Genomic DNA, 23253 nt, shown 5'->3' on the forward strand with positions numbered 1-23253 from the left:
AATGATAAATTACAAATTAGCTAACTTTTTAGTTGGAAAAATCATAATTTATCATTGTGTTTCTTTACTGTTTCATGGGTAAAATAATGATAAACACACTACCTTTACCTAACTCGGAATTTACCAGGATATTACCGTGATGTGCCTCGACGATGCGGCGAGAAAGGTACAATCCTAAGCCACTACCAGAAGTTTTGTGACTTCCTTGCCGAAATCGTTCAAATAACGTTTCTATTTCTTCAGGCGGAATACCAATTCCTGTATCCGCTACTTCTATACTAATGTAGTCAGAGTTAATTTTGTTACTTTCGCTCTCCGTGCTAAACCGGATACTGACTGAGCCAGATTCAGTAAATTTGATGGCATTACCGATTAAATTTGTAAATAAACGATGCAGTTCTAAGCGATCGCCCATTATCATCGCTGTGGTTGAATCTTCAGACAAATCCAGCTTGAGAGATAATGTTTTGTCTTGTGCTAAGGGAGTCAGTTCCCCAACCAACTCTTTTAACAACTGAATTAAATCAACTTCTTGAAATACCAGGGTTTTGCGACCAGCCTCAAAGCGGTAAACTTCTAATAAAGTATTCACCATCGATAGCAGGTTAAGATTACTGCGAGCCATGATGGTAATCACTTCTTCCATTTGCGGCGATAAGGTTCCCAACGCACCCTGCTGGAAAAGCATCAACATTCGGTCAGCTGCTACTAAAGGTGTGCGTAAATCGTGGGTGAGGCGAGAAACAAAATCTTGGCGCTGGCGGGCAATTTCATCACGTTCATCCATACTACGCTTCATCCGTAAAAGCGATCGCACCCTTGCCAATAATTCATCGACTGTTACAGGTTTACGGATAAAATCATCAGCGCCCAAGTCTAGCCCTTTAGCGACGTTGGGTGCATCGTGGGCTGTAATTAGCAGAATGGGGATATATGGCTGAAACTTCGTATCTCCTCGAATGCGTCTGGTGACTTCGTACCCATCCATTCCAGGCATCATCAAATCCAGTAATACCAAGTCACAAGGTGATTTTTCCAGTTCTGCTAAGGCGCTGCTTCCATTTTCTGCCGTGCTAATGGTGTAGCCTTCTCCCTCCAAAATCGTTTTGATCAAAAACACATTATCGGGAGAGTCATCGACAACCAGAATTTTGTCAAAGCGAGAAGATTGAGAACTCATGGGGTACTGAGGTTTAGGAAAGTCAGTGATCTTGTGGCAATCATATTATGCTTGTGTATAACTTTTATCGTCAAGATTTTAGCTACAAGTCAGCGCTGGTGCGATCGAGAAGCGCTGCTGCAAAGCAGATCGCCCCAAATTTATCGGATAATAATTAGGTTTCTTGAATTTTAGCTATGAAGCCACTACATTATTTAATATTCCATCCTGACTACGCAAGGAAAAAAACTGAAGTCCAAGGTAAAGCTTTGATTAAGAACCAACTCACAGATTGGCAGGGTTCTGTTTGGGTGGATCAACCGCATGGGAATGAAGATCCATTTGTATTTTCACAAATGTGGCTCTATTCATACTGTCATGCCACAGAATTACGAAGAAAACCCGTTTCAAAAAAGGCTTATCTCAAAGCAGGATCATATCTGTTCTTCTGTAGTGGAGATGCTGCGAATAAAAGAATTATTCAGCCAGATACAGTTTTTGTTGTAGATCATGCTGCTAAGTAGCCGGATAACCAACAAGGAATACCTGAAGAGTTTCAAAAGGATTACGAAAACAATAAATCTGACCTATGGGAGAGACATTTCAAGTACCCTTTTCTTGGCAAACATACGGGAAAATACACTTATGTAAGCAGGCAATGGTTTGACAGAAAAGATGAGTATTCTTTTTTGCCAATTTCTGATAACAGCGATAGAGTAGAATTTAATTTAGGGTTACTTAAACCTGACCTTAAATCGAAGATAGAAGACAAGATACATGGAAAACGTCCAGTAATATTAAGCGAAGAAGAAAAAACAGAAATACTAATAAAAATATTATCTCTAACCAGTATTCAAGTAATTGGCAATCTAACTAGGCTGGACAACATCAACATAATAGGTTCTTGCAGCACAGGCTGTTGAGAAAAGTTGCTAAGGATTGCAAAGTGTTAGGTATAACCTTGCTAAACTCAATCGTGATTTCTGGTAGCAGTGAAATTTTTTAACTATGTTTAGTTCCTTGATACTAACTCTCAAACAAACGTATATCTACAATCATTCGCTAGTAGTTAGGTCATCTAAAACTTGCTGAAATTCTACTGTAGAAGAAATAGCGATCGCTCTTTTCAGCAGCATTTTTAGTACAGATGCGTCTTCTATACCATTGACAACAGACAAAATAGAATCTGGTACTTGTCCAAAGCGAGTTTCGAGAATGTCAATTACATTATCTCGACCCATTTGGATAATTCCTTCTTGTTTTGCTAACCTTTCAATACTTGTTACGTACCGCATTCTACTGGCCTCCTCGTAACTTCTCAATTCTGTTTGAAAACTCAGTGCTAATTCTTCTGGTAATAACATCACCCAATCAATAAAGCGAAATAATTCCAGAACCTCTTCCCGACTGTAACCCCGTTGAAATAGCTGTTTAACTAAGCTTAATTTCCACTGTAACCGACTTTCTGGGTTTCGTTGTGTCGCTTTAGTCTTGAGATGCGCCATTACTATTATCCCAAAAGGATTGGTAGTTTGTTCTAAAGTTTCCCATACTTGTTCATAGTCTAAAAGTTTGGCGATGGGAAACTCTAAACTTACCCGACATCCCCCTAATTGATAGCTGTAGTTGGAAGGTCGCCAATTCGCCTGTTCATCTGCTAAAACAGCCAAGCTAATCACTGGCTTTTTATGGCGGTCAAACAAGCGGTAATTATATGTATATATCCGTTCAGGAAATTTGCTGTCATATTGACCTTGAACTTCTACATGAACTAATACCCAAGCTTCTTGACCGTCAAGTAGCCAAACTTTTGCCACTTTATCGACCCAACGCCGACCAATTTCGGCATCAGGTTCTAGTTGTTGTAATTCTGTATCCAGAAATTCATAGGGGCGTGTCCAATCGATAGCAGCATCAGCTAGGGGAAAAAAGAATTCTAGAAATCTGGGAAAGTATAACTCAATAACTTCTTTCCAGGGACTATCGTAATCAGTATATTGTTCTGTCATGGGCTAAAACAAAAAGTATCTTTGCGCCATTGGTAAAACAGTCGCAGGTTCACAACTCAGCAATTCACCATCAGCCCTGACTTGATAGGTTTCTGGATCAACTTCAATGTGTGGTAAAGCATCATTTAGCTTCATATTTCGTTTACTGATTTGACGTGTTCCGGAAACAGCAACAGCAGATTTTTTTAATCCTAACTGAGTGGGAATTTCTTTTTCTAAAGCCGCTTGGGAAACAAAGGTTAAAGATGTGGCGTGACGCGCCCCGCCAAAACTGCCAAACATCGGTCTTGTATGCACAGGTTGGGGTGTGGGAATACTAGCATTTGCATCACCCATCTGTGACCAAGCAATCATTCCTCCTTTAATGACTATTTCTGGTTTGACACCAAAAAATGCTGGTCGCCATAAACATAAATCTGCAAGTTTACCCGCTTCTACTGAACCGACATACTGGGCAATTCCGTGGGTAATTGCTGGATTAATTGTGTATTTAGCAACATATCTTTTAGCTCGATTATTATCTGCAAGTCCATCTCCGGGAAGGCTTCCGCGTTGCACCTTCATTTTATGAGATGTCTGCCATGTGCGAATTATCACTTCACCAACTCGCCCCATTGCTTGGGAGTCAGAAGCAATCATACTAAACGCGCCTAAGTCGTGCAAAATATCTTCCGCCGCGATTGTTTCTCGGCGAATGCGAGACTCAGCAAAGGCCACATCTTCGGGAATGCTGGAATCGAGGTGATGACATACCATCAACATATCTAGATGTTCTTCTAGGGTGTTGACGGTGTAAGGGCGTGTGGGGTTGGTGGAAGATGGTAAAACATTGGCTTGTCCGCAAACTTTAATAATGTCTGGTGCGTGTCCACCGCCTGCGCCTTCGGTGTGGTAAGTATGGATAGCACGATGCTTGAAAGCTGCAATGGTATCTTCCACAAATCCGGCTTCGTTCAAGGTATCGGTATGAATTGCCACTTGCACATCATACTCATCGGCAACACTCAGACAAGTATCAATAGTAGCGGGGGTAGTTCCCCAGTCTTCATGTAGTTTTAACCCCATTGCACCTGCGGCTACTTGTTCTACAAGTCCCTGGGGTTGACTGGTGTTACCTTTACCCATAAATCCTAAGTTGACAGGGAAAGCATCCGCAGCTTGTAACATCCGGTGCATATTCCAGGGTCCGGGAGTGCAGGTTGTAGCATTGGTTCCTGTAGCGGGTCCAGTACCACCACCAATCATGGTAGTAATTCCAGAGGCGATCGCCACTTCAATTTGTTGGGGACAAATAAAATGAATATGGCTATCAATACCGCCAGCAGTGAGAATCATTCCTTCCCCTGCTAAAGCTTCAGTTCCAGGGCCAATAATAATATCTATATTGTCTTGAATATAGGGATTTCCGGCTTTACCTATTTTGAAAATTTTGCCGTCTTTAATGCCAATATCGGCTTTGACAACACCCCACCAATCGAGAATTAAGGCGTTGGTAATGACTAAATCTACTGCGCCATCGGCGTTAGAAATGGGGGATTGTCCCATTCCGTCTCTGATGACTTTTCCGCCACCAAATTTCACTTCGTCGCCGTAAGTGGTGAAGTCTTGTTCTACTTCAATAAATAATTCTGTGTCTGCTAATCGGATGCGATCGCCTACTGTAGGACCATAGGTTTCTGCGTAAGCCCGACGATCCATGCGGTAACTCATAACTAATCCTCACAAACTGCGAATTTGGAATTTTTCAAACTTCATCGAAAAGCCTTTACCATCAGGCGAGGCACACATCACGCCGACACTTACCGTTTCCACAGGAGTGAGATATGCCAGCCTCAGCATTGTATATTCAGTCCCATCTAAAGAGTATTGCACCTCTATTGCAGTACCACGTCGAGTTACACGTATCCAAATTGCAGATGGATTTTGTGGCATTGGGACAACAGACCAATCTGAGTATTTACGGGTCACTACAGCACTCACTTGTTGGACACCATCAACAAATTCAATGCCACATTTCAACCAATACAATTCATCCAATCGCACCATTAAACCAGCTTGGTCATACAAGTCTTGATATTGTCCAGTGACTTTAACTTCAGCAACAAAGTCACCGTTAATTTCTTCATATAAGAAGTGACCATTATCTCTAATAAAGCCGTAGTGAGTTTCCCGCCAGAAATCTGTTTTTGCCCCGGAAGTAATTGAGAGTGCCTCATCTTGGAAGTTCCAAATAGGCGGTTCATTATACCATTTCATTTCCATAACTATAATGAACCATTGATTTTGCCATTAAAGCCGAAAACTTGCCGACTACCAACCAAAGGTACTAAAGTAATTTCCTTCTCATCCCCTGGTTCAAACCTCACACCTGTTCCTGCGGGAATATCAAGACGCATTCCCCGCGCTTGTTCCCGATCAAAATTCAATGCTGCATTCACTTCATAAAAATGAAAATGTGAACCGACTTGAATCGGGCGATCGCCTGTATTTCCCACCAATAACTTAATAATAGAACGACCAGCATTTAACTCAATTTCACCATTTGGCGTAACTATTTCCCCTGGAATCATACTTCTTTCTTCCTTTGCGCCTACTCTTCGAGAACGCCTTCGGCGAATGCGCCTTTGCGTGAGAATTATCTAATCGGATTATGGACAGTTACCAACTTAGTTCCATCAGGAAAAGTTGCTTCCACCTGCACATCATGCACCATTTCCGGGATACCCTCCATCACATCATCCCGTGATAACAGAGTAGTCCCATAACTCATCAATTCTGCGACAGTTTGTCCATCTCTCGCACCTTCCAAAATCGCCGCCGAAATATAGGCGATCGCCTCTGGATAATTCAACTTCAAACCCCTATTTTTACGCCTCTCAGCCACCAAAGCAGCCGTAAAAATCAATAACTTATCTTTTTCCTGCGGTGTCAATTGCATTCTTCTGTTCCTCTTGGCGTTCTTGGCTTCTTGGCGGTACGTTTAAACCTGCCATACTCTGGGTACACAGCCACCACGATGTAAAAAATCCACTCGCAGCAACTCCCAGACAACCGTAAACCAGTTTCTCACCTCAGACGTAGAAGCACCACGATATCGACACAAAAATCCATTTTGTAAGCGAGTCATACCAACTTCCCCAGAACCATCCCATAAACTCCGTGCTTTTGCCAAGAATTCGGCAGAAATATCACTTCCCACCCAAACCAGACTACCTGCAATTGGTTGTCCAGCCAAGCCGTGAGGACTGTGAAAAACTGCTTCGTTACCCGGTAAGTATTGGCGATCAATCCACAATGGTACGCCTTGTTGCCAAATTTCCGTATGCGATCGCCATTCTCCCTGTAAAAATTTTTCGCCTCTAGCAGTCCGACCAAATCGGGTAATTTCCCAGCCTAACCAACTACCTCCCGGTGCTAATTCTACCCGTAAATCTTGCCGATAAATTGCCCCGTTAAAGACAATGGTTTCTTGGGGTAGCCATTCTAAACAAGCACCTGCATCAACTTGAATCTCAATATTTTGCCTAGCTTGCAGTCCGTTAGTACCGTATATCTTACTAGCTGCGGCTGTAGTAATTAAAGCTTGTGCATTGGCTTGGAGGTGGATATTAGAGGATAGGCGATCGCCTCCCACCACACCCCCAGCCGTATGTAACATGACACTATGACAAATTTTCGCACCCTCTGGATAAAAAGGCCGTTGTACCTTCAGGGGGGCTTGATTGTGACTGTAAATTAACTGGGTACTATTGAGGCGATCGGCATAAACTAAATTAAGTTTGCCATGCCAACTTTTATCTATTGGACTGTTAACAATCATTGAAATTGAGGTGATAATGAATGAGGTTTAAACGCATTCGCCGTGAGGCGTTCCCGCAGGGTAGGTTCGCAGAGTATGGATTAGTTTTATGGTTAATTAATACTTCCTTTACATCATTGAGGTGAGAACCGCTATAAATCTATTTTTGTGCCAAAATCACATAATCATCTAATGTATAGTTAGAATCATAATTTTGAGAAAAATATTTATGGATAATTCGATTCATATACAATTGCTTAGGTAAATTTTCCCTAGCAAATCTTGCGAAGTTACTAGCAGAGTAATTGATGCGAGAATCGGTAGATGTTAAATATTTATACCACACAAGCTTTAAACCTAAATCAGAAACAAACTGGATAACGACATTTTTTTCCTGTTCTACATCGTCACTTTGTTGAGAGTTATAAAACTTAAATAATTTCTTATCCTGTATTATTAGCAGAACATAACCTTGAGACTTTAAACTTTTCGCAATGATTTCTTGATAAATACTATGAACTTGTATTCTTTTATTTTTATCTGCAAAGAAGCAGTGAGAAATGATAATGAAGTCAAAAAAATCATGAGGTAAATTAGCCGCTTGATAATTCCAAGTAAAGAGGTCAGCAGTAACCAACCGAAAGTAAGTATTGATGGGGGTTATCTGCGACTCAATATATCTTCGCCAAAACTGAAGTCCTCTAAATTGAAACCCATCTTGCTGTTCTAAAGAGTAATAGGATATATGAATTGGGGGAATTTGAAAAAAATTAAGACCACTTTGAAGAAATAAAGCTAAACCATAAGCAACTGTTCCTGGACCAGAACCAAGATCAAGAATTTTTACTTCCGTCGGTAGTAACCCATCCTGATAAATTAAAAACCATGCTAAATATACACAATAGACATTTTCTAAAAAAAACTTCATGAAATAGACATGAGGAGTCAAACTAAAACTGTAGTTTGGGTCTTGTCCAATTTTTAAGTTATAAATATCTTCTAAAGCATCTTCTAGTTTAATAGCTAACTGTTGTTCAGAAAACTTACTAAACTCTGCTTCTAGGTATTCAACCAGACTAGCTTCAAAGCCATCAAATATTTCTTGATCAATCCCAGTCACCTGTAGTTTATATTCATCATGCTGGACTAAATTAAAAGCTTCATAAATAAATTTAATAAAGTTTTCATCTGGCGCTAATGTGAGATTATCTGTTTTATGAGGCGCAGAGGTTATTTGTTTAGTTAAATTTTCTATTTCACGTTTATAATCTTGAGAATAACGATCAAGTTGTAACTTATCCCTAAATAATTTCTCTATCCAGGAAAAACTTGCACCTGATTTTTGAATAGCTTGCAATAATTGCACTGCTTTTTTTGTGTCACCACGTTTCAAAGCAGAGTTAAATTGCTGACTACGCCACCAATTAGCAATCGGATTACTCATAGCCAAATCCCTCCTTACCCTCTTTAATTTCTACATCTGGTAGTTGATTAAATAACTTTTCTTTAAATTTTACGTAGCTAAAATTTTCTGCATCGTACCACCAATCATATTTTTGCTTAATTCCCTCAGCTTCTTGGCGGGTTGATGCTGTGAGAGAACGATTATTATTAGGATGGAAATCTTGAATTACCACTCTATCAGCAACAGCTAATTTACTAATAAATGCAGGTTCATCAGTGGATAGAGTAGGGAGTAAGGGAGTAATTGTGATAGATATTTTGGGAACAAACCCTTTAAAAGAGTCAATACTTTGCTTCAGTTTAATGATGGCATTTAATCGGGCTTTAACGCTAGGCGATCGCGGTTCAAAATCCCGCCTCACTGATTCGCTCCCCGTCGGAATACTCATATTAATTCGCAAGCGCTGAAATCGTTGTAAATAATCAATATCTCTAGTAATAATGGGACTGCGAGTTTGAATTACTAACGTTGGTGTAGGATAACCATCATCCCTCACATCTAGCATTACCTCCAACAATCTGCGAGTCAATTGATGTCGAGATTCCAGAGGTTGATAAGGATCTGTCACACTACTCATGTAAATTCTGGGAGGAGTTTGAGGATGTTGCTTATACCATTTTTGTAATTCTTTAGTTAAAACTTCCGCAGCATTTTCTTTGAAAATTACCCATTTACCCCAATCTTGACGCATCTGAGTATTCGGACTAAATGCAGCCGCATAACAATAACTACAACCATACTGACAACCCCGGTAAGGATTCAGAGTAAAATCATAATCACCAATAAAACCGCTAGCTTTTGTTAGTAACGACTTAGCATTTTGTCCATAAACCTTAGTGTCTCCAAATTTTTCTCTAACTAATTTAGTCGGCTGTACGTCGCAATAACCTTCATATTTTGCTTTCGCCATTTTTAATATTGAGTATTTAATAAGGGTGCGTTAGCCTAATGCTACACACCCTACTTTATATAATGCCCATTTTTAATTGCTGAATCAGGTATGAGATACCAAAATTACCTTTCTTTTTCTTTGCGCCTAATGCACTTCGTGCTGCGCTGGTGTGTGGAACAAACTCATATTCTCACTCAGCAACGCCCTAATGCTGCTGTTCTAACCAAGCTACCAAATCAGCAACTTCGGAAAAATCAAATAATGCTTCGCCTAAATCTTCTAAATCATCAGCAGATAAATTTCTCACCTGTGTCATTAATGAATCATTAACATCACCAAATCGTTTTTTAATCTGACGATTAATCATTTTGAATGCTTCTTTTTGAACGATATCTTGATAAATTACAGATTCTTTCATAATATCCTCCCGTAAAAATTGATGAACCAAATCCTTTTCAAACCGCAAACCTGCAAGAACTTCTACACAACCTGCAACACAATACATTATTTTTAGTGATTTAAACCACTTCACAAATCACTTGTCCTCACCCATGACATAAAAAAAACAGCCACCTCCATCAGGAAGCAGCTATTTTTCAATTTATGTGACTATGGAGTCTTAGTAATCGAAGTCACCGCCACCCATACCACCGCCACCAGCAGGAGCAGCATCTTTAGGCTCAGGCTTGTCAACGATGATACATTCGGTTGTCAACACCATACCAGCGATAGAAGCAGCGTTTTGCAGCGCAGAACGAGTTACCTTCGCAGGGTCAACAATACCAGCCTCTAACAAATCAACGAATTCGTTGGTTGCAGCATTGTAGCCGATGTTGAAATCTTTCTCTTTCACACGTTCAGCAATTACAGCACCATTCTGACCAGCGTTTTCAGCAATCCGCTTCAGAGGCGCGGGTAAAGCACGAACGACAATCAAAGCACCAATCAACTCTTCATCTTTGAGATTAGCTTTTGCCCAAGTTTCTAATTCAGGAGCAAGGTGAGCTAGAGTTGTACCACCACCGGGAACAATCCCTTCTTCTACAGCAGCTTTGGTAGCGTTGATCGCGTCTTCTAGGCGTAGCTTCTTATCTTTCATTTCGGTTTCAGTGGCTGCACCCACTTTCACCACAGCTACACCACCAGAGAGTTTAGCCAGACGTTCTTGCAGCTTCTCTTTGTCGTAAGAAGATTCGGTTTCTTCCATCTGACGACGGATTTGTTCGCAACGAGCCTTCACAGGGGCTTCGTTACCTTCAGCCACAATTGTTGTTGTGTCCTTGGTAATGGTGACACGGCGAGCTTTACCCAGGCTTTCCAGCTTGGTATTTTCTAGCTTCAAACCAGCGTCTTCGGTGACCAATTGACCACCAGTTAGAACAGCGATATCTTCTAGCATCGCTTTACGGCGATCGCCAAAACCAGGAGCTTTTACAGCCGCAACATTGAGTACACCACGCAAGCGGTTAACTACCAAAGTCGCTAAAGCTTCTTTTTCAATATCTTCGGCGATAATCACCAAAGGACGACCAGAGCGAGCTACTTGCTCTAAAACTGGTACGAGGTCTTGTACTAAAGCAATCTTCTTATCGGTGATTAGCAGGTAAGGTTCATCAAAAACCGTTTCCATGCGTTCAGCATCGGTAGCGAAATAAGGAGAGATATAGCCTTTTTCAAAGCGCATCCCTTCGGTGATTTCTAGCTCGGTGGTCATAGATTTCCCTTCTTCTAGGGAAATTACGCCTTCCTTGCCTACCTTGTCCATTGCTTGAGCAATCATCTGACCGACTTCTTCGTCGTTACCAGCTGAAATCGCAGCAACTTGGGCAATGGATTTAGAATCTTCTACTGGACGAGCGTGTTCTGCAATTTTCTCTACCAAGAAGGCGGAAGCTTTATCAATACCGCGCTTCAAAGAAATTGCATTAGCGCCTGCTGCAACGTTGCGTAAGCCTTCTTTGACCATCGCGTGAGCCAAAACGGTGGCAGTTGTGGTACCATCGCCAGCAGCGTCATTGGTCTTGGAAGCAGCTTGACGAATCAAAGCTACGCCAGTGTTTTCGATATGGTCTTCTAGTTCGATTTCTTTGGCGATGGTAACACCATCATTGACGATTTGGGGAGCGCCAAATTTCTTTTCTAGGACTACGTTACGACCTTTAGGGCCAAGGGTAACAGCTACGGCTTCAGCCAAGATGTCAATGCCTCGTTCCAGAGCGCGACGGGCGTTTTCGTTGTATATAATGCGTTTTGCCATATTTGTCTCTATTCAGGGAGTAAGTCAATTTGATTTGGAATTGGGCGTTGGGCATTGGGCATTGGGCGTTGGGCGTTTTTCTTCCCCACTCCCTACTCCCTACTCCCTACTCCCCATTACATGACGACTGCTAAGATGTCTTTTTCAGAAAGCAGTACGTATTCTTCTGTGCCGAGCTTGATGTCAGTGCCAGCGTACTTGGAGTACAACACTTTATCGCCGGTTTTGATGTCTAATTCTTGACGGGTACCGTCATCGTTACGCTTGCCAGGGCCAAGAGCGACTACTTCGCCTACTTGGGGTTTTTCCTGGGCATTATCGGGTAAAAACAGTCCACCTGCGGTCTTTTCTTCGGGGGCGCTTACTTTTACGAAAACGCGATCGCCTAGAGGTTTAACTGTGGAAACGCTTAAAGTTACAGCTGCCATAAATATTTATTTTCTTTTCTCTTAGAGTTAGCACTCTCAACTCCTGAGTGCTAATCTACCTAAAAGCAGCATAGGATGGCAATGATTAGTTGAGTACGGGTTACCGCACTAGGCGATCGCCTAATTACTTAAGTATTAATACTCAAATATTCTGATCTGTCGGGTTTTGCTCGGTAAGTTACGAATATTTTTATATAGCTAAATTTATTTGCAAAGCAGGGAAATTGTTATAGAACTGTAATCAGGGTGCCGCTCGATGAGTAACATTACAGTGATCCAGTGCCGCAGTCAAATCCCCAAAATCACTCAGTCTCTGGAAGATAAAGCCTTAAGTAATTGTGTAGAAACTTTAGGACTGGCAAAAATTCAGCGACACATTTTTATCTGTGCTGACGAGACAGTTGCTAACTTCTGTGCAAAACAAGTTAGTCTGGAATCTTGGGAATACTTCAAAAAAACGGCTAATTCAAGATTTAAAACTTGACCAGCCCCCAGAAAGTATCCCATTTGCATCGTTAGGACTAAAGCCAATTGCTTGCGAGTTTGTTGTTCTAGACCGATAATGGTGTTCTACCCAGATGGTGCATGGTATTGCCCAGCAAAACCAGAAGTTATTGAGCCAATCATCCCAGAACACTTGATAGGCATCATGGTGGTGGAGGAATATGCATTTTTAACCCATCTTTTGCCGCAAATTCCCCTACTTGCTTGTAAACCTTTGATCAAGGCTGAACATCCGCAGGATATGGTAAAGCAGTAAGCATCTGAAAGCGCGGGTTGTTTTGAAGTTAGGGTCATCTTGAGCCAATACGTACCTCGTGAATCGGAAGGATGATGATTTAATCAGTGTTTTTTCACCCGCCCCTTTCAAAGCGATATATAATAGCGCATTATAAATACTACTGCTCTACGTATCCTTACCGGAAGTTTGCCTATGAGCCGGAAGTCTTATAGAAAGTGGTCACCACTTTTGAGACTTCTAGAAAGCAAAAGCAAGTTAAGTAGGAAAAAGGACAACATCTCAATGATCCACCATAAAGGATAACCATTCAAGACCTTGATGGACCGAAGCGCGACAAGTGCCACTGCTATGAAAGAGCCCAGCATGAAAGATCACAAAAGACTGCTATTAATTGATGACGACCCTAACCTCATCTTGCTGGTGAAGGATTACCTGGAATTCAGAGGCTATGAAGTCAACACTGCCGAAAATGGACGAGAAGCTCTGGAAATTCTTGAACAAGATATTCCAGATATGATCATCTGTGACGTAATGATGCCGGAAATGGACGGATACACTTTTGTAGAACAAGTCCGACAAAATGAACGCACCGGCTGGATTCCCGTACTTTTCCTTTCAGCAAAAGGACAAAGTGCAGACCGAGTTAAAGGTCTGAATAAAGGGGCTGACGTATATATGGTCAAGCCCTTTGAACCAGAAGAACTCGTAGCACAAGTAGAATCTTCACTCAAGCAAACTACCCGTTGGAAAGAACACCAAGCCAAAGGAGGAGAAAACGGTTCCCGCATTCAGGTTCCCTTTGATGTCCAGTTAACCCCAACCGAACTGAAAGTAGTACAGTTTGTCGCTAGGGGTCTAGCTAACAGGGAAATTGCTGAAGAATTAAACGTTAGTCAGCGTACAGTTGAAAGCCATGTGTCCAATATGTTGGGTAAAACCAACCTCCACAACCGCACCGAATTAGCGCGTTGGGCGATTGAAAATCAAATGGCTTAAACTCTCAGCTTATTTCTGAAGTTCAGAGTTTTGAGTTAAAACACAGTAGCCCAAAACTCAAGCTGGTTATGGCATTTTGACTTCAGGTTGAAAGCTAATAGATTATGAATTGTGAAGCTAAATTTGGATTTTTTTAATTCAAACTTCATAATTCATAATTCATCATACAGTCCTCAACTGCGATGTTCCAACCCGGATATCACCTAAAATTATCACTACATCACCCCACGTAAATCTCCCCTCTGGGCAACTGCAAATAACCGTAGGGTGGGTTAGCGATAGCGTAACCCACCAAGAACCTATTCAAACTCTGTAAAGAATCGTAGGTTAGCGATAGCGTAACCCACCAAGAACCTATTCAAACTCTGTAAAGAATCGTAGGTTAGCGACAGCATAACCCACCAAGAACCTATTCAAATTCTGTAAAGAATCGTAGGTTAGCGACAGCATAACCCACCAAGAACCTATTCAAATTCAAGATCATGAGGTATGTTAGATATCTCATACCCTCCCCAACTCTCTTCATAAATACCCTGGGAAACAAATCGGTGAAAACTAGAAAACTGCCATTGGTTTGGATCTGCACATAATCCATGTTTGACAGGATTATAATGTATGTAATCGCAATGAGACGCAAAGTCTATTTCATCCCTTATTTCATGTTCCCAGAACCGACGCTGCCAGAGATTACTTTCTTTTTGTTTTTGACGTGAAACTGAAATTTTACTATCAAGCCCTAGCTTTTTTCCGCAGTGTTTGGTGACAAATGTTTTAATTAGCCGCCATCTTGTCGAATAATCGCTGTCTTCTTGTGGTAAAGTCCATATACAATGTAGATGATCTGGTAATAAAACCATAGCATCAATAGAAAATGGATATTTTTCACGCACATGATTAATAGCTAACCGCAAGGTGGTTCTAGCAATTTCGCTGCATAGCCATTTTTCGCGTTTATAAGTAACTTGTGTGAAAAAATAAGTTCCTCCTGCAACAGTATATCTTCTGTAGTCAGGCATAAGTTTTAAGTATTATTTTTCAAAATCATAACATGGTTAATGGTGGGTTACGCTGTCGCTAACCCACCCTACTGGACTGGCAAGGCTAAAATGTTGCAATAGATTTTTGAAAAAATTGAGATAAATCAATGTTTTCAGCTTTTCCCTAATGCACTATTTTAAGCTTGCCACGCCACTACGTTGTTTGTGGTCTTGTATTCATGTAGTAGGGTGGGTTAGGCACGTGAAGATGATTAATTTTCAGTGTAAGCAATATATTTATGCCGTAACCCACCATTAATTATTAATTATGTCTAAAATTCGGCACTTTGGGGTGTGCGGGGGAAGGGTATGACATCGCGGATATTCGCCATACCTGTCATAAATTGCACGAGTCTTTCAAAACCTAAGCCGAAACCAGCATGGGGAACAGTACCATAACGGCGTAAATCCATATACCACCATAAGTCTTCTGGTTGCATTCCTTGGGCTAAAATACGGCGTTCTAAAACTTCTAGGCGTTCTTCTCTTTGGGAACCGCCAATAATTTCGCCTATTTTAGGTGCAAGAATATCCATTGCGCGGACGGTTTTTTCATCATCGTTGACACGCATATAAAAGGCTTTGATTTGGGCGGGATAATCTGTGACAATTACGGGTTTTTTAAACAGTTGTTCGGCTAGATAGCGTTCATGTTCTGATTGTAAATCTAAGCCCCAATTGACTGGATATTCAAACTTGACATCGGCTTTTTCTAATAATTTGACTGCTTCTGTATAAGTTAAGCGCTCAAATTGATTATTAATAATATTATCGGCTGTTTCTAAGACGGTTTTATCAATGCGTTGGTTGAAAAATTCCATGTCTTCTGGGCATTTTTCTAAGACATATTTAAACACGTATTTCAGAAATGCTTCGGCTAAATCCATGTTCCCATCTAGGTCACAAAATGCCATTTCTGGCTCGACCATCCAAAATTCGGCGAGGTGGCGGGAGGTGTTAGAATTTTCTGCACGGAAGGTGGGGGCGAAGGTGTAGACGTTAGAAAAGGCCATGGCCATGACTTCGGCTTCTAACTGTCCGCTAACTGTTAAGTATGTGGGTTTACCAAAAAAGTCTTGGGTGTAATCTACTGCTTGATTTTCTGTGCGGGGAATATTTTTTAAATCCAAGCTGGTAACGCTGAATAGTTCTCCTGCGCCTTCGCAGTCGTTAGCTGTAATTACAGGTGTATGTACCCATAAAAAGCCTCTTTCTTGGAAAAATTCGTGAATGGCCGCAGAACAGGCGTTTCTGACGCGGAAAACTGCACCAAAAGAATTAGTGCGCGATCGCAAATGTCCAATTGTGCGTAAAAATTCAAAGGAGTGGCGTTTCTTTTGCAGAGGATAAGTTTCGGGATCAGCCTCTCCGTAGACTTTCACGGCTTCGGCTTTTAGTTCAATGCGCTGTCCCTTACCTTGAGAAGCTACCAGTACCCCACTGACTTCTACAGCCGCACCTGTATTTAGTTTTTTGATGATTTCTTCGTAGTCTGGCAAATCCTGATTAATCACGGCTTGCAAATTAGCTAGTGATGAGCCGTCGTTGACTTCGATAAAAGCAAATCCTTTTAACTCGCGTTTCGTTCTTACCCAGCCTTGAATAACGAGAGAATCATCAGGTTCACCACTCCGCAATACTTCGGCAATTCGGCGATTCGACATATTATATAAATGGTATTTTGTCAAGTTAGATAAGACAGATATTAAATAATATTAACATTTAACTTAATCCTGCCAAGATTGGGATTAGCCAGCACAGGATTTTAATATCCAGCCTATGATAACGCCCATACCACCAAAGCGGACGGCTTGCCAGAAAGGTTTTTTCAGACTCCGCCAAGAAAATAACTGGCTTTCTAAGTTAATTTCTAGGGCTTCTAAATTCTGTTTAATCTGTTGTAATTCCGCTTTGATTTGTGGTGTCTGGTGTTTATTTTGTTGTAATTCGTGGCGTTGCTGTTGCCATTGTGCCTTTTTTTCGCGATCGCTCTGCACTTGATTGTAACGTTCCTTTAAACTGAACAGTGCTGCTTCCACATCTTGCAGTTCTTGTTCAAAATCCGGTTCCTGACTTTCCCCTGACGGTTGTGATTGTTTAGGCGGCTTCATTTTCAAGTAGTAAACTATGATTAAATGCTAGTCAATACTCAAAATTTTAACCTTGATTTAGCTCTTCCTTGTACAGACGCGATTTATCGCTTCTCCATCCAGCACTTAGCACTGATAATTATGTCTCAACCTACCCAGCTGCCTAAAACCAGTCAACTGAATGAAGTTAGCACTCTAGAACTAGCCCAAGCCCTGATGGAAAGGCTAAGTATCTCACCTAACGATTGGCATCGCCTCAAGTCTAACCGCAATTCTCGCGCTAGTGAACAAGCCGCCGCAGCTGTTTTGTATCTCGTCCAAAATCAGCCACAAGAAGCCATAGTTAGATTAGAACAAGCGGTTGGTTGGTTAGATAAATCAATTTCCGCGCCTCCCTGTGAGAGTCATGGGAATAAGGGATGAAGGAAGTAACCTACCATAAAATTAAGCATAATGGTGGGTTAGCGCAGCGTAACCCACCCTACAATTTTTTGGTATTTCCAGTCTTTAGCGTCGCAAGGACAAACGGGGGCGATTTGCCATTTCTTTACACAGCCTTAATTCTGTACCTTTACGATTCCACTCTACTTGATCGAAAATTTGGTGCAGAAGACATAAACCACGACCATTTTCTGACTCATCGGGTGGTAAATAATCTGTTGGTTCTTCATCGTTAGTAGATGCGGGAATAAAACCTTGTCCTTGGTCTGATATTACCCACCAATACTGATTATCTATTAAGGAAAACCGGACTACAACTGTTTTACTAGGATCAAGATTATTACCGTGTTTGGCGGCATTTACTAAGGCTTCTTGGAGTCCTAGCCTGAGTTCTGCTTGTAGTTTGGCGGGGATTTCCGCCAACAGTAAATCTAAAATTGGGCATAGATAAAGAGTTGAGGCGAAACTAATCGTACCCCAATTACGTCCTACTGGACGGAGGGAAATGGTAATCACTAGAGAAACCCCGTAGCTTTCAGTTAGCTAGACATCAGTTTGCTATTACAGGCACCCTGATACAAATTGAGGTGGTCATGCTGCCTTCAAACTTGCGTCTTGAGATACTAAATTTTGAAAATGCTAGGGAGCATTAACTCTATTTATCAGATGAGATTGCTGATACATAAAACGGCTATAAAAGAACTGCTAATGCAGTTAGCAACTAAAGGCGCTGTAAATTTTGGGCAAGAGTCAGAGGATGCTCTTGGGATGGCCGATTTTTGCTTTAGACAATCTTATTCATGTTGTTTAGAGTTGATGCAACTTTAATTTTTGTCACAAAATCGTTTTTATTTTGACGTTAATTCAATTTTAGCATTCTTAGTATGCACTAGACTAGGAATTTTCAATTTGAGTTTTTGTCAAAGACTGATTACTCCTCTACAAATGCGATCGCACAAGAAAGGCGACAGCTTCCACATGGGCTGTTTGAGGAAAGAAATCAGCAGGTTGCACCCGTGTAACGGTGTATTGCCCATCTTGGCATAACAATTTCAGGTCGCGGGCCAGAGTGGCTACTTTACAGCTGACGTAAACTATGCGTGAAGGTTTCGATAGCAATAAAGAATCGATCACAGCGCGATCGCATCCTTTGCGGGGCGGGTCAAGTAACACCACATCGGGGATGATTCCCATTTCTGGCAGCAATTTCTCTACTGCTCCTACTTGGAATGTGACATTATTAATTCCATTGTGTTCGGCATTCAAAATTGCCTGCTGTACTGCTTCTGGTTGTAATTCTATGCCTATGGCTTGGCGGACTTGTTTGGCTAAAGGCAATGTTAAAGTCCCAATACCACAATATGCATCAACTAGCAACTCTTGTCCTTGAAGATTGAGTTCGGATTGAATTACCTGTAATAGTGCTTCTGCGGCTTCTGTATAAACCTGGAAAAAGGTATCTGGAAGGACTTGAAATTCTAAATCAGCGAGTTTTTCTCGCAGGTAGGGAACGCCAGCAATGCAACGAGTTTGAGAACCAAAAATGGCATTTGTGCGATCGCTATTTCGATTTAACGACACTCCCATCAATTGGGGATAGCGCTTTAACCATTCCTGGGCTTGCTGTTCAATTCCTGGTAAATTCCAATCCTTGACTACCAAAGTCAGCAACATTTCCCCAGTCCGCCGTCCAATGCGTAAACCCAGATGGCGGATTTGTCCTTGGTGTTTGCGTTCATCGTAAATTCGCCAACCGCGCTGTTGGATATCTTGTTTGACTTCAGCCAATAAAGGATTTAAGCGTGGATCTTGAACAGGACATTGATTTAAATTCACTAATTGATGGCTACCTTTTTGGTAGTAACCAGCTTGTACCTGACCTGTGGCGGAAATTCCCAGAGGATAAGTAGATTTATTGCGATAGCCCAAAGGTGCAGATGTCGTCAGCACGGGATCGACTGGGGGATTGACAAAACCGCCAATACGTTGTAAAGCTTGGATAACTTGATTATGCTTTGCTAAAAGCTGATATTCATAATCAATATGTTGCCACTGACAACCACCACACTTATCAGCCACAATGCAACTAGGTCGCACCCGATGAGGAGATGCTTCCAATAGCTCATGCAGTTTGCCGTGAGCGTAAGTAGGTTTAACGTATACTAAGCGAACTATAGCGCGATCGCCTGGAACAGTATCAGGAACAAAAACCACCTGTTCCTCAAAGCGTCCCACACCTTCACCTGTATTACTCAGGTCAGCGATCGTAATTTCAATTAACTCACCCTGTTGTTTAGTCATTAGTTATTAGTTATTGGTTATTAGTCATTGGTCATTGGTCATTGGTCATTGGGAACTTACCGTCTTCTCCCCCCTGCACCCTGCACCCTGCTCCCCTGCCTCTTCTTCCTCATCTTCCCAATTTTCCTTTCTTTGTGTACCTCAGACTCGGTAAACTAGCAGATAATATTTCGCGTGATTGCGTATAGTTATGACTGTCATTAGCCAAGTTATTCTCCAAGCCGACGACCAACTGCGTTATCCCAGCAGTGGCGAACTCAAAAACATCAAAGATTATTTGCAAACCGGTGTCCAACGGACGCGCATTGCTGCGACCTTAGCTGAGAACGAAAAAAAGATTGTTCAAGAAGCCACCAAAAAGCTTTGGCAAAAGCGACCAGACTTTATCGCCCCCGGCGGTAATGCTTACGGCGAACGTCAGCGTTCTCTGTGTATCCGTGACTTTGGCTGGTACTTGCGCCTAATTACCTATGGCGTACTTGCTGGCGACAAAGAACCAATCGAAAAAATTGGTTTAATTGGTGTGCGAGAAATGTACAATTCTTTAGGTGTTCCAGTCCCCGGCATGGTAGAAGCTATCAATGCCTTGAAAACAGCCTCTATTGACTTACTCAGTGCGGAAGACGCAGCCCAAGCAGCACCCTACTTTGATTACATCATTCAAGCGATGTCCTAATCAAACTGGTGTTGGTTTTTGGATTGTAATTCCAATCTACTCAAGTTAATTAGATCCATAAGATTCATCATTTGATCATAACCTCCCCACATTTGGTAATAGCTTTGGCAAAATATCTGTCAGGTTATTAACTAGATGTGGGGAAATTTTAACTGATCGTCGTGAATCATAGAGTAGTTAATTGGAGTAACGAACCGCAAAGTACGCAAAGGACACAAAGAAAGAAAGAACTGGGATTAAGACAGTGTTAATTGCTGAAAATCCTAATTCAATAGGGTGTATACAGGCTAAAGCCCCGCAGGGCTTTAAGTCTCATACCATTTCCTTCTTTCTCTCTCTATCTTTGTGTACTTTGTGTCCTTTGCGGTTCGTTCCTCTTCAAAAAATATCCAAAAAAGTATCAATTGCATGGCGAGAACTGCACATATAGTGTAACTAAATCGATACAATAGTTCTCTGTACTCTTGGTGCATTATTTCCATGACCGCCACCTCCTCTACTCCCTTTTCCCCGCAAGAAATCGCCGCCGAAGGTTTAAAACCAGAAGAATATGCAGAAATTGTCAAACGCTTAGGGCGACATCCCAACAAAGCTGAACTGGGAATGTTTGGGGTGATGTGGTCTGAACATTGCTGTTACAAAAATTCCCGGCCATTACTCAAACAGTTTCCCACCACAGGCCCCCGCATCCTAGTTGGCCCTGGTGAAAATGCTGGGGTTGTAGACATAGGCGACGGCAGACAATTAGCATTTAAAATTGAATCTCATAACCACCCCTCAGCTGTTGAACCTTTCCAAGGCGCAGCTACTGGTGTAGGCGGAATTCTCCGAGATATTTTTACAATGGGGGCGCGTCCCATTGCTTTATTAAATTCTTTACGTTTCGGTGATTTAGACGACCCCAAAACCCAAAGATTGTTTACAGGTGTGGTCGCGGGAATCTCCCATTATGGTAATTGTGTTGGGGTTCCCACTGTCGGAGGTGAAGTTTACTTTGACAAAGCTTACTCCGGAAATCCTTTAGTCAACGTGATGGCGCTGGGATTGATGGAAACGCCGGAAATTGTCAAATCGGGGGCTTCTGGTTTCGGTAATCCGGTACTGTATGTTGGTTCTACCACCGGACGCGATGGTATGGGTGGGGCAAGTTTTGCTAGTACAGAATTAAGCGATAAATCACTAGATAACCGTCCCGCCGTGCAAGTAGGCGACCCCTTTATCGAAAAGTCTTTAATTGAAGCTTGTTTGGAAGCGTTTAAAACTGGTGCAGTTGTCGCCGCCCAAGATATGGGTGCTGCTGGGATCACCTGTTCCACATCAGAAATGGCGGCTAAAGGTGGTGTAGGGATTGAATTTGATTTAGATAAGATTCCTGTGCGAGAAACAGGAATGGTTCCCTATGAATACCTGCTTTCGGAATCTCAAGAAAGAATGCTATTTGTTGCCCACAAGGGGCGGGAACAAGAGCTAATTGATATTTTTGAACGTTGGGGACTTCACGCTGTGGTTGCCGGTACGGTGATTGCTGAACCCATTGTGCGGATTTTATTCCGGGGTAAAGTAGCCGCAGAAATTCCGGCTGAGGCGTTGGCGGAAAATACCCCACTTTATGAACGGGAATTGTTGGCGGAACCACCAGAATATGCCCGTGAAGCTTGGAAATGGTCGCCTGATTCTTTACCGAGTTGCACAACAACTGGGATTGAAATTCAAGAAAAATTGCAATCTTGGGATGATATTCTGTTAACTTTGCTCGATACGCCAACGATCGCTTCTAAAAGTTGGGTCTATCGTCAGTATGACCATCAGGTGCAGAATAATACGGTGATTTTACCAGGTGGTGCTGATGCGGCTGTGGTGCGCTTACGTCCCCTGGAAAAAAATCAAAATGAAACGTCAGAGCCTGAAAGTTTTACAACAGGGGTGGCGGCGACTGTAGACTGTAATCCTCGTTATGTTTATCTTGACCCTTACGAGGGAGCTAAGGCAGTGGTGGCAGAAGCGGCTCGAAATCTTAGCTGTGTGGGTGCTGAACCTCTGGCGGTGACGGATAATCTCAATTTTGGCAGTCCAGAAAAACCTATTGGTTACTGGCAATTGGCTGAAGCTTGTCGGGGTTTGTCTGAAGGTTGTCTGGAATTAGCAACACCAGTTACAGGGGGGAATGTCTCTCTGTACAATGAAACTTTTGATGCTGAAGGTAATCCCCAACCCATTTATCCCACTCCGGTGGTGGGGATGGTGGGATTGATTCCCGATTTAAGCAAAATTTGTGGTCAAGGTTGGCAAGCAGCAGGTGATCTAATTTATCTTTTGGGTTTACCTCTGACATCCCCCATTAGTTTGGGTGCATCTGAGTATTTAGCGACTATCCACAAGACTGTGGCTGGAAAGCCGCCACGGGTAGATTTTGATTTAGAACGTCGTGTACAGCAAGTTTGCCGTGACGGTATTCGTGCGGGTTGGATACGTTCAGCCCATGATTCTGCTGAGGGCGGAGTGGCTGTTGCTTTGGCTGAATCTTGCCTTTCTGGGAAATTAGGTGCGGAAATTAACATAGAAATCCCTGAAAACCAGTTAAATCGTCTGGATGAAGTGCTGTTTGGTGAAGGTGGGGCGAGAATTTTAGTTTCGGTAACATCGGCAGAACAGAAAAATTGGGAATCTTACTTACAGTCACATCTGGGACAAAGTTGGCAAAAGCTGGGTACAGTGGGTAATTCAGGCAATTCTGAAGCAGGTTTGTTAATTTTAAATTCTGATAACCAAACCTTAATCAAAGTTAGTATGGAACAAATGAGCGATCGCTATTTCCACGCGATAGCGAAGCGCTGCTGCAAGCAGTTCGCCAACCGTCTTGCTAACCCAACCAATACTCCCAATTAATTTTTTCTATCCCCTATACCGGGATAATTAACGTCTGTGAGCATAATTACGCTAATGTTTTAATAGATGGTTAAC

24 protein-coding genes are annotated in these 23253 nt (G+C 42.0%); 7 read left to right on the plus strand and 17 right to left on the minus strand.

Annotated elements, in window-relative coordinates; all coding sequences use genetic code 11:
- Window positions 1-64: 64 nt before the first annotated feature.
- Window positions 65-1180 (minus strand): hybrid sensor histidine kinase/response regulator, encoded by a 1116-nt coding sequence (locus tag AACX33_RS04430; protein ID WP_194001458.1) that lies wholly within the window; start codon window positions 1178-1180, stop codon window positions 65-67.
- 176 nt (window positions 1181-1356) lie between these two features.
- Between AACX33_RS04430 and AACX33_RS04435 the strand changes: the two genes are divergently transcribed.
- Window positions 1357-1683 carry a hypothetical protein gene (locus AACX33_RS04435; RefSeq protein WP_194001459.1) on the plus strand — a complete coding sequence of 109 codons (327 nt, stop codon included), beginning with the start codon at window positions 1357-1359 and terminating at the stop codon, window positions 1681-1683.
- 531 nt (window positions 1684-2214) lie between these two features.
- Here AACX33_RS04435 and AACX33_RS04440 read toward each other — a convergent pair.
- The 11 genes from AACX33_RS04440 to groES all read right to left on the minus strand — a co-directional run bounded on the left by AACX33_RS04440 (window position 2215) and on the right by groES (window position 12009).
- On the minus strand, window positions 2215-3168 hold the full coding sequence (locus AACX33_RS04440) for a transposase (RefSeq protein ID WP_194001461.1): 954 nt from the start codon (window positions 3166-3168) through the stop codon (window positions 2215-2217).
- A gap of 3 nt (window positions 3169-3171) precedes the next feature.
- Window positions 3172-4878: an urease subunit alpha gene (ureC, locus tag AACX33_RS04445; protein ID WP_194001463.1), complete on the minus strand. Its 1707-nt coding sequence runs from the start codon at window positions 4876-4878 to the stop codon at window positions 3172-3174.
- 9 nt (window positions 4879-4887) lie between these two features.
- Window positions 4888-5424 carry a DUF1349 domain-containing protein gene (locus tag AACX33_RS04450; protein WP_194001465.1) on the minus strand — a complete coding sequence of 179 codons (537 nt, stop codon included), beginning with the start codon at window positions 5422-5424 and terminating at the stop codon, window positions 4888-4890.
- 8 nt (window positions 5425-5432) lie between these two features.
- On the minus strand, window positions 5433-5738 hold the full coding sequence (locus AACX33_RS04455; protein WP_194001468.1) for an urease subunit beta: 306 nt from the start codon (window positions 5736-5738) through the stop codon (window positions 5433-5435).
- Window positions 5739-5803: 65 nt separating this feature from the next.
- The gene (ureA, locus tag AACX33_RS04460) at window positions 5804-6106 is read right to left on the minus strand and encodes an urease subunit gamma (RefSeq protein ID WP_194001470.1); all 303 of its coding nucleotides are present in this window, start codon (window positions 6104-6106) and stop codon (window positions 5804-5806) included.
- Between the two features lie 42 nt (window positions 6107-6148).
- Complete coding sequence (locus AACX33_RS04465) at window positions 6149-6988, minus strand: urease accessory protein UreD (RefSeq protein WP_194001472.1); 840 nt, start codon at window positions 6986-6988, stop codon at window positions 6149-6151.
- A 139-nt stretch (window positions 6989-7127) separates the two neighbouring features.
- A complete protein-coding gene (locus AACX33_RS04470) occupies window positions 7128-8411 on the minus strand; it encodes a photosystem II assembly protein (protein ID WP_194001474.1) in 1284 nt (427 codons plus the stop codon).
- Window positions 8404-9342, minus strand: a complete 939-nt coding sequence (locus AACX33_RS04475) for an SPL family radical SAM protein (RefSeq protein ID WP_194001476.1) — start codon at window positions 9340-9342, stop codon at window positions 8404-8406. The genes AACX33_RS04470 and AACX33_RS04475 overlap by 8 nt, the downstream gene beginning before the upstream one ends.
- A gap of 187 nt (window positions 9343-9529) precedes the next feature.
- On the minus strand, window positions 9530-9856 hold the full coding sequence (locus AACX33_RS04480; RefSeq protein ID WP_322744539.1) for a DUF4351 domain-containing protein: 327 nt from the start codon (window positions 9854-9856) through the stop codon (window positions 9530-9532).
- Between the two features lie 87 nt (window positions 9857-9943).
- Window positions 9944-11581 (minus strand): chaperonin GroEL, encoded by a 1638-nt coding sequence (gene groL, locus AACX33_RS04485; RefSeq protein ID WP_194001478.1) that lies wholly within the window; start codon window positions 11579-11581, stop codon window positions 9944-9946.
- Window positions 11582-11697: 116 nt separating this feature from the next.
- On the minus strand, window positions 11698-12009 hold the full coding sequence (gene groES, locus AACX33_RS04490; protein ID WP_089091306.1) for a co-chaperone GroES: 312 nt from the start codon (window positions 12007-12009) through the stop codon (window positions 11698-11700).
- A gap of 256 nt (window positions 12010-12265) precedes the next feature.
- Here groES and AACX33_RS04495 point away from each other — a divergent pair, with 256 nt between their 5' ends.
- The 3 genes from AACX33_RS04495 (at window position 12266) to AACX33_RS04505 (ending at window position 13747) form a co-directional block, all read left to right on the plus strand.
- Window positions 12266-12493, plus strand: coding sequence for a hypothetical protein (locus AACX33_RS04495; RefSeq protein WP_194001480.1), 228 nt, complete (start codon window positions 12266-12268; stop codon window positions 12491-12493).
- 78 nt (window positions 12494-12571) lie between these two features.
- Window positions 12572-12769: a hypothetical protein gene (locus AACX33_RS04500; RefSeq protein ID WP_227788860.1), complete on the plus strand. Its 198-nt coding sequence runs from the start codon at window positions 12572-12574 to the stop codon at window positions 12767-12769.
- Between the two features lie 300 nt (window positions 12770-13069).
- The gene (locus AACX33_RS04505; RefSeq protein WP_006194611.1) at window positions 13070-13747 is read left to right on the plus strand and encodes a response regulator transcription factor; all 678 of its coding nucleotides are present in this window, start codon (window positions 13070-13072) and stop codon (window positions 13745-13747) included.
- 464 nt (window positions 13748-14211) lie between these two features.
- On the opposite strand, the gene AACX33_RS04510 is transcribed toward AACX33_RS04505, so the two are convergent.
- The 3 genes from AACX33_RS04510 to AACX33_RS04520 all read right to left on the minus strand — a co-directional run bounded on the left by AACX33_RS04510 (window position 14212) and on the right by AACX33_RS04520 (window position 16895).
- Window positions 14212-14763, minus strand: coding sequence for an REP-associated tyrosine transposase (locus AACX33_RS04510; RefSeq protein ID WP_194001482.1), 552 nt, complete (start codon window positions 14761-14763; stop codon window positions 14212-14214).
- A 293-nt stretch (window positions 14764-15056) separates the two neighbouring features.
- Window positions 15057-16448: an asparagine--tRNA ligase gene (asnS, locus tag AACX33_RS04515; protein WP_194001484.1), complete on the minus strand. Its 1392-nt coding sequence runs from the start codon at window positions 16446-16448 to the stop codon at window positions 15057-15059.
- Between the two features lie 84 nt (window positions 16449-16532).
- On the minus strand, window positions 16533-16895 hold the full coding sequence (locus tag AACX33_RS04520; RefSeq protein WP_194001486.1) for a hypothetical protein: 363 nt from the start codon (window positions 16893-16895) through the stop codon (window positions 16533-16535).
- Between the two features lie 120 nt (window positions 16896-17015).
- On the opposite strand from AACX33_RS04520, the gene AACX33_RS04525 reads away from it, so the two are divergent.
- Window positions 17016-17297, plus strand: a complete 282-nt coding sequence (locus AACX33_RS04525; RefSeq protein ID WP_194001662.1) for a DUF6439 family protein — start codon at window positions 17016-17018, stop codon at window positions 17295-17297.
- An 84-nt stretch (window positions 17298-17381) separates the two neighbouring features.
- Here the strand turns inward: AACX33_RS04525 and AACX33_RS04530 are convergent, their stop codons facing one another.
- Window positions 17382-17831 carry an ATP-binding protein gene (locus AACX33_RS04530; RefSeq protein WP_063871492.1) on the minus strand — a complete coding sequence of 150 codons (450 nt, stop codon included), beginning with the start codon at window positions 17829-17831 and terminating at the stop codon, window positions 17382-17384.
- A gap of 423 nt (window positions 17832-18254) precedes the next feature.
- Window positions 18255-19616, minus strand: coding sequence for a 23S rRNA (uracil(1939)-C(5))-methyltransferase RlmD (gene rlmD, locus AACX33_RS04535; protein ID WP_194001488.1), 1362 nt, complete (start codon window positions 19614-19616; stop codon window positions 18255-18257).
- Window positions 19617-19806: 190 nt separating this feature from the next.
- Between rlmD and AACX33_RS04540 the strand changes: the two genes are divergently transcribed.
- Window positions 19807-20292, plus strand: coding sequence for an allophycocyanin subunit alpha-B (locus AACX33_RS04540; RefSeq protein ID WP_194001490.1), 486 nt, complete (start codon window positions 19807-19809; stop codon window positions 20290-20292).
- A gap of 480 nt (window positions 20293-20772) precedes the next feature.
- Window positions 20773-23178, plus strand: a complete 2406-nt coding sequence (gene purL, locus AACX33_RS04545) for a phosphoribosylformylglycinamidine synthase subunit PurL (protein WP_194001492.1) — start codon at window positions 20773-20775, stop codon at window positions 23176-23178.
- The last annotated feature ends 75 nt before the right edge of the window (window positions 23179-23253 follow it).

The organism is Nodularia sp. LEGE 04288 (assembly GCF_963896525.1).
Lineage (GTDB): Bacteria > Cyanobacteriota > Cyanobacteriia > Cyanobacteriales > Nostocaceae > Nodularia.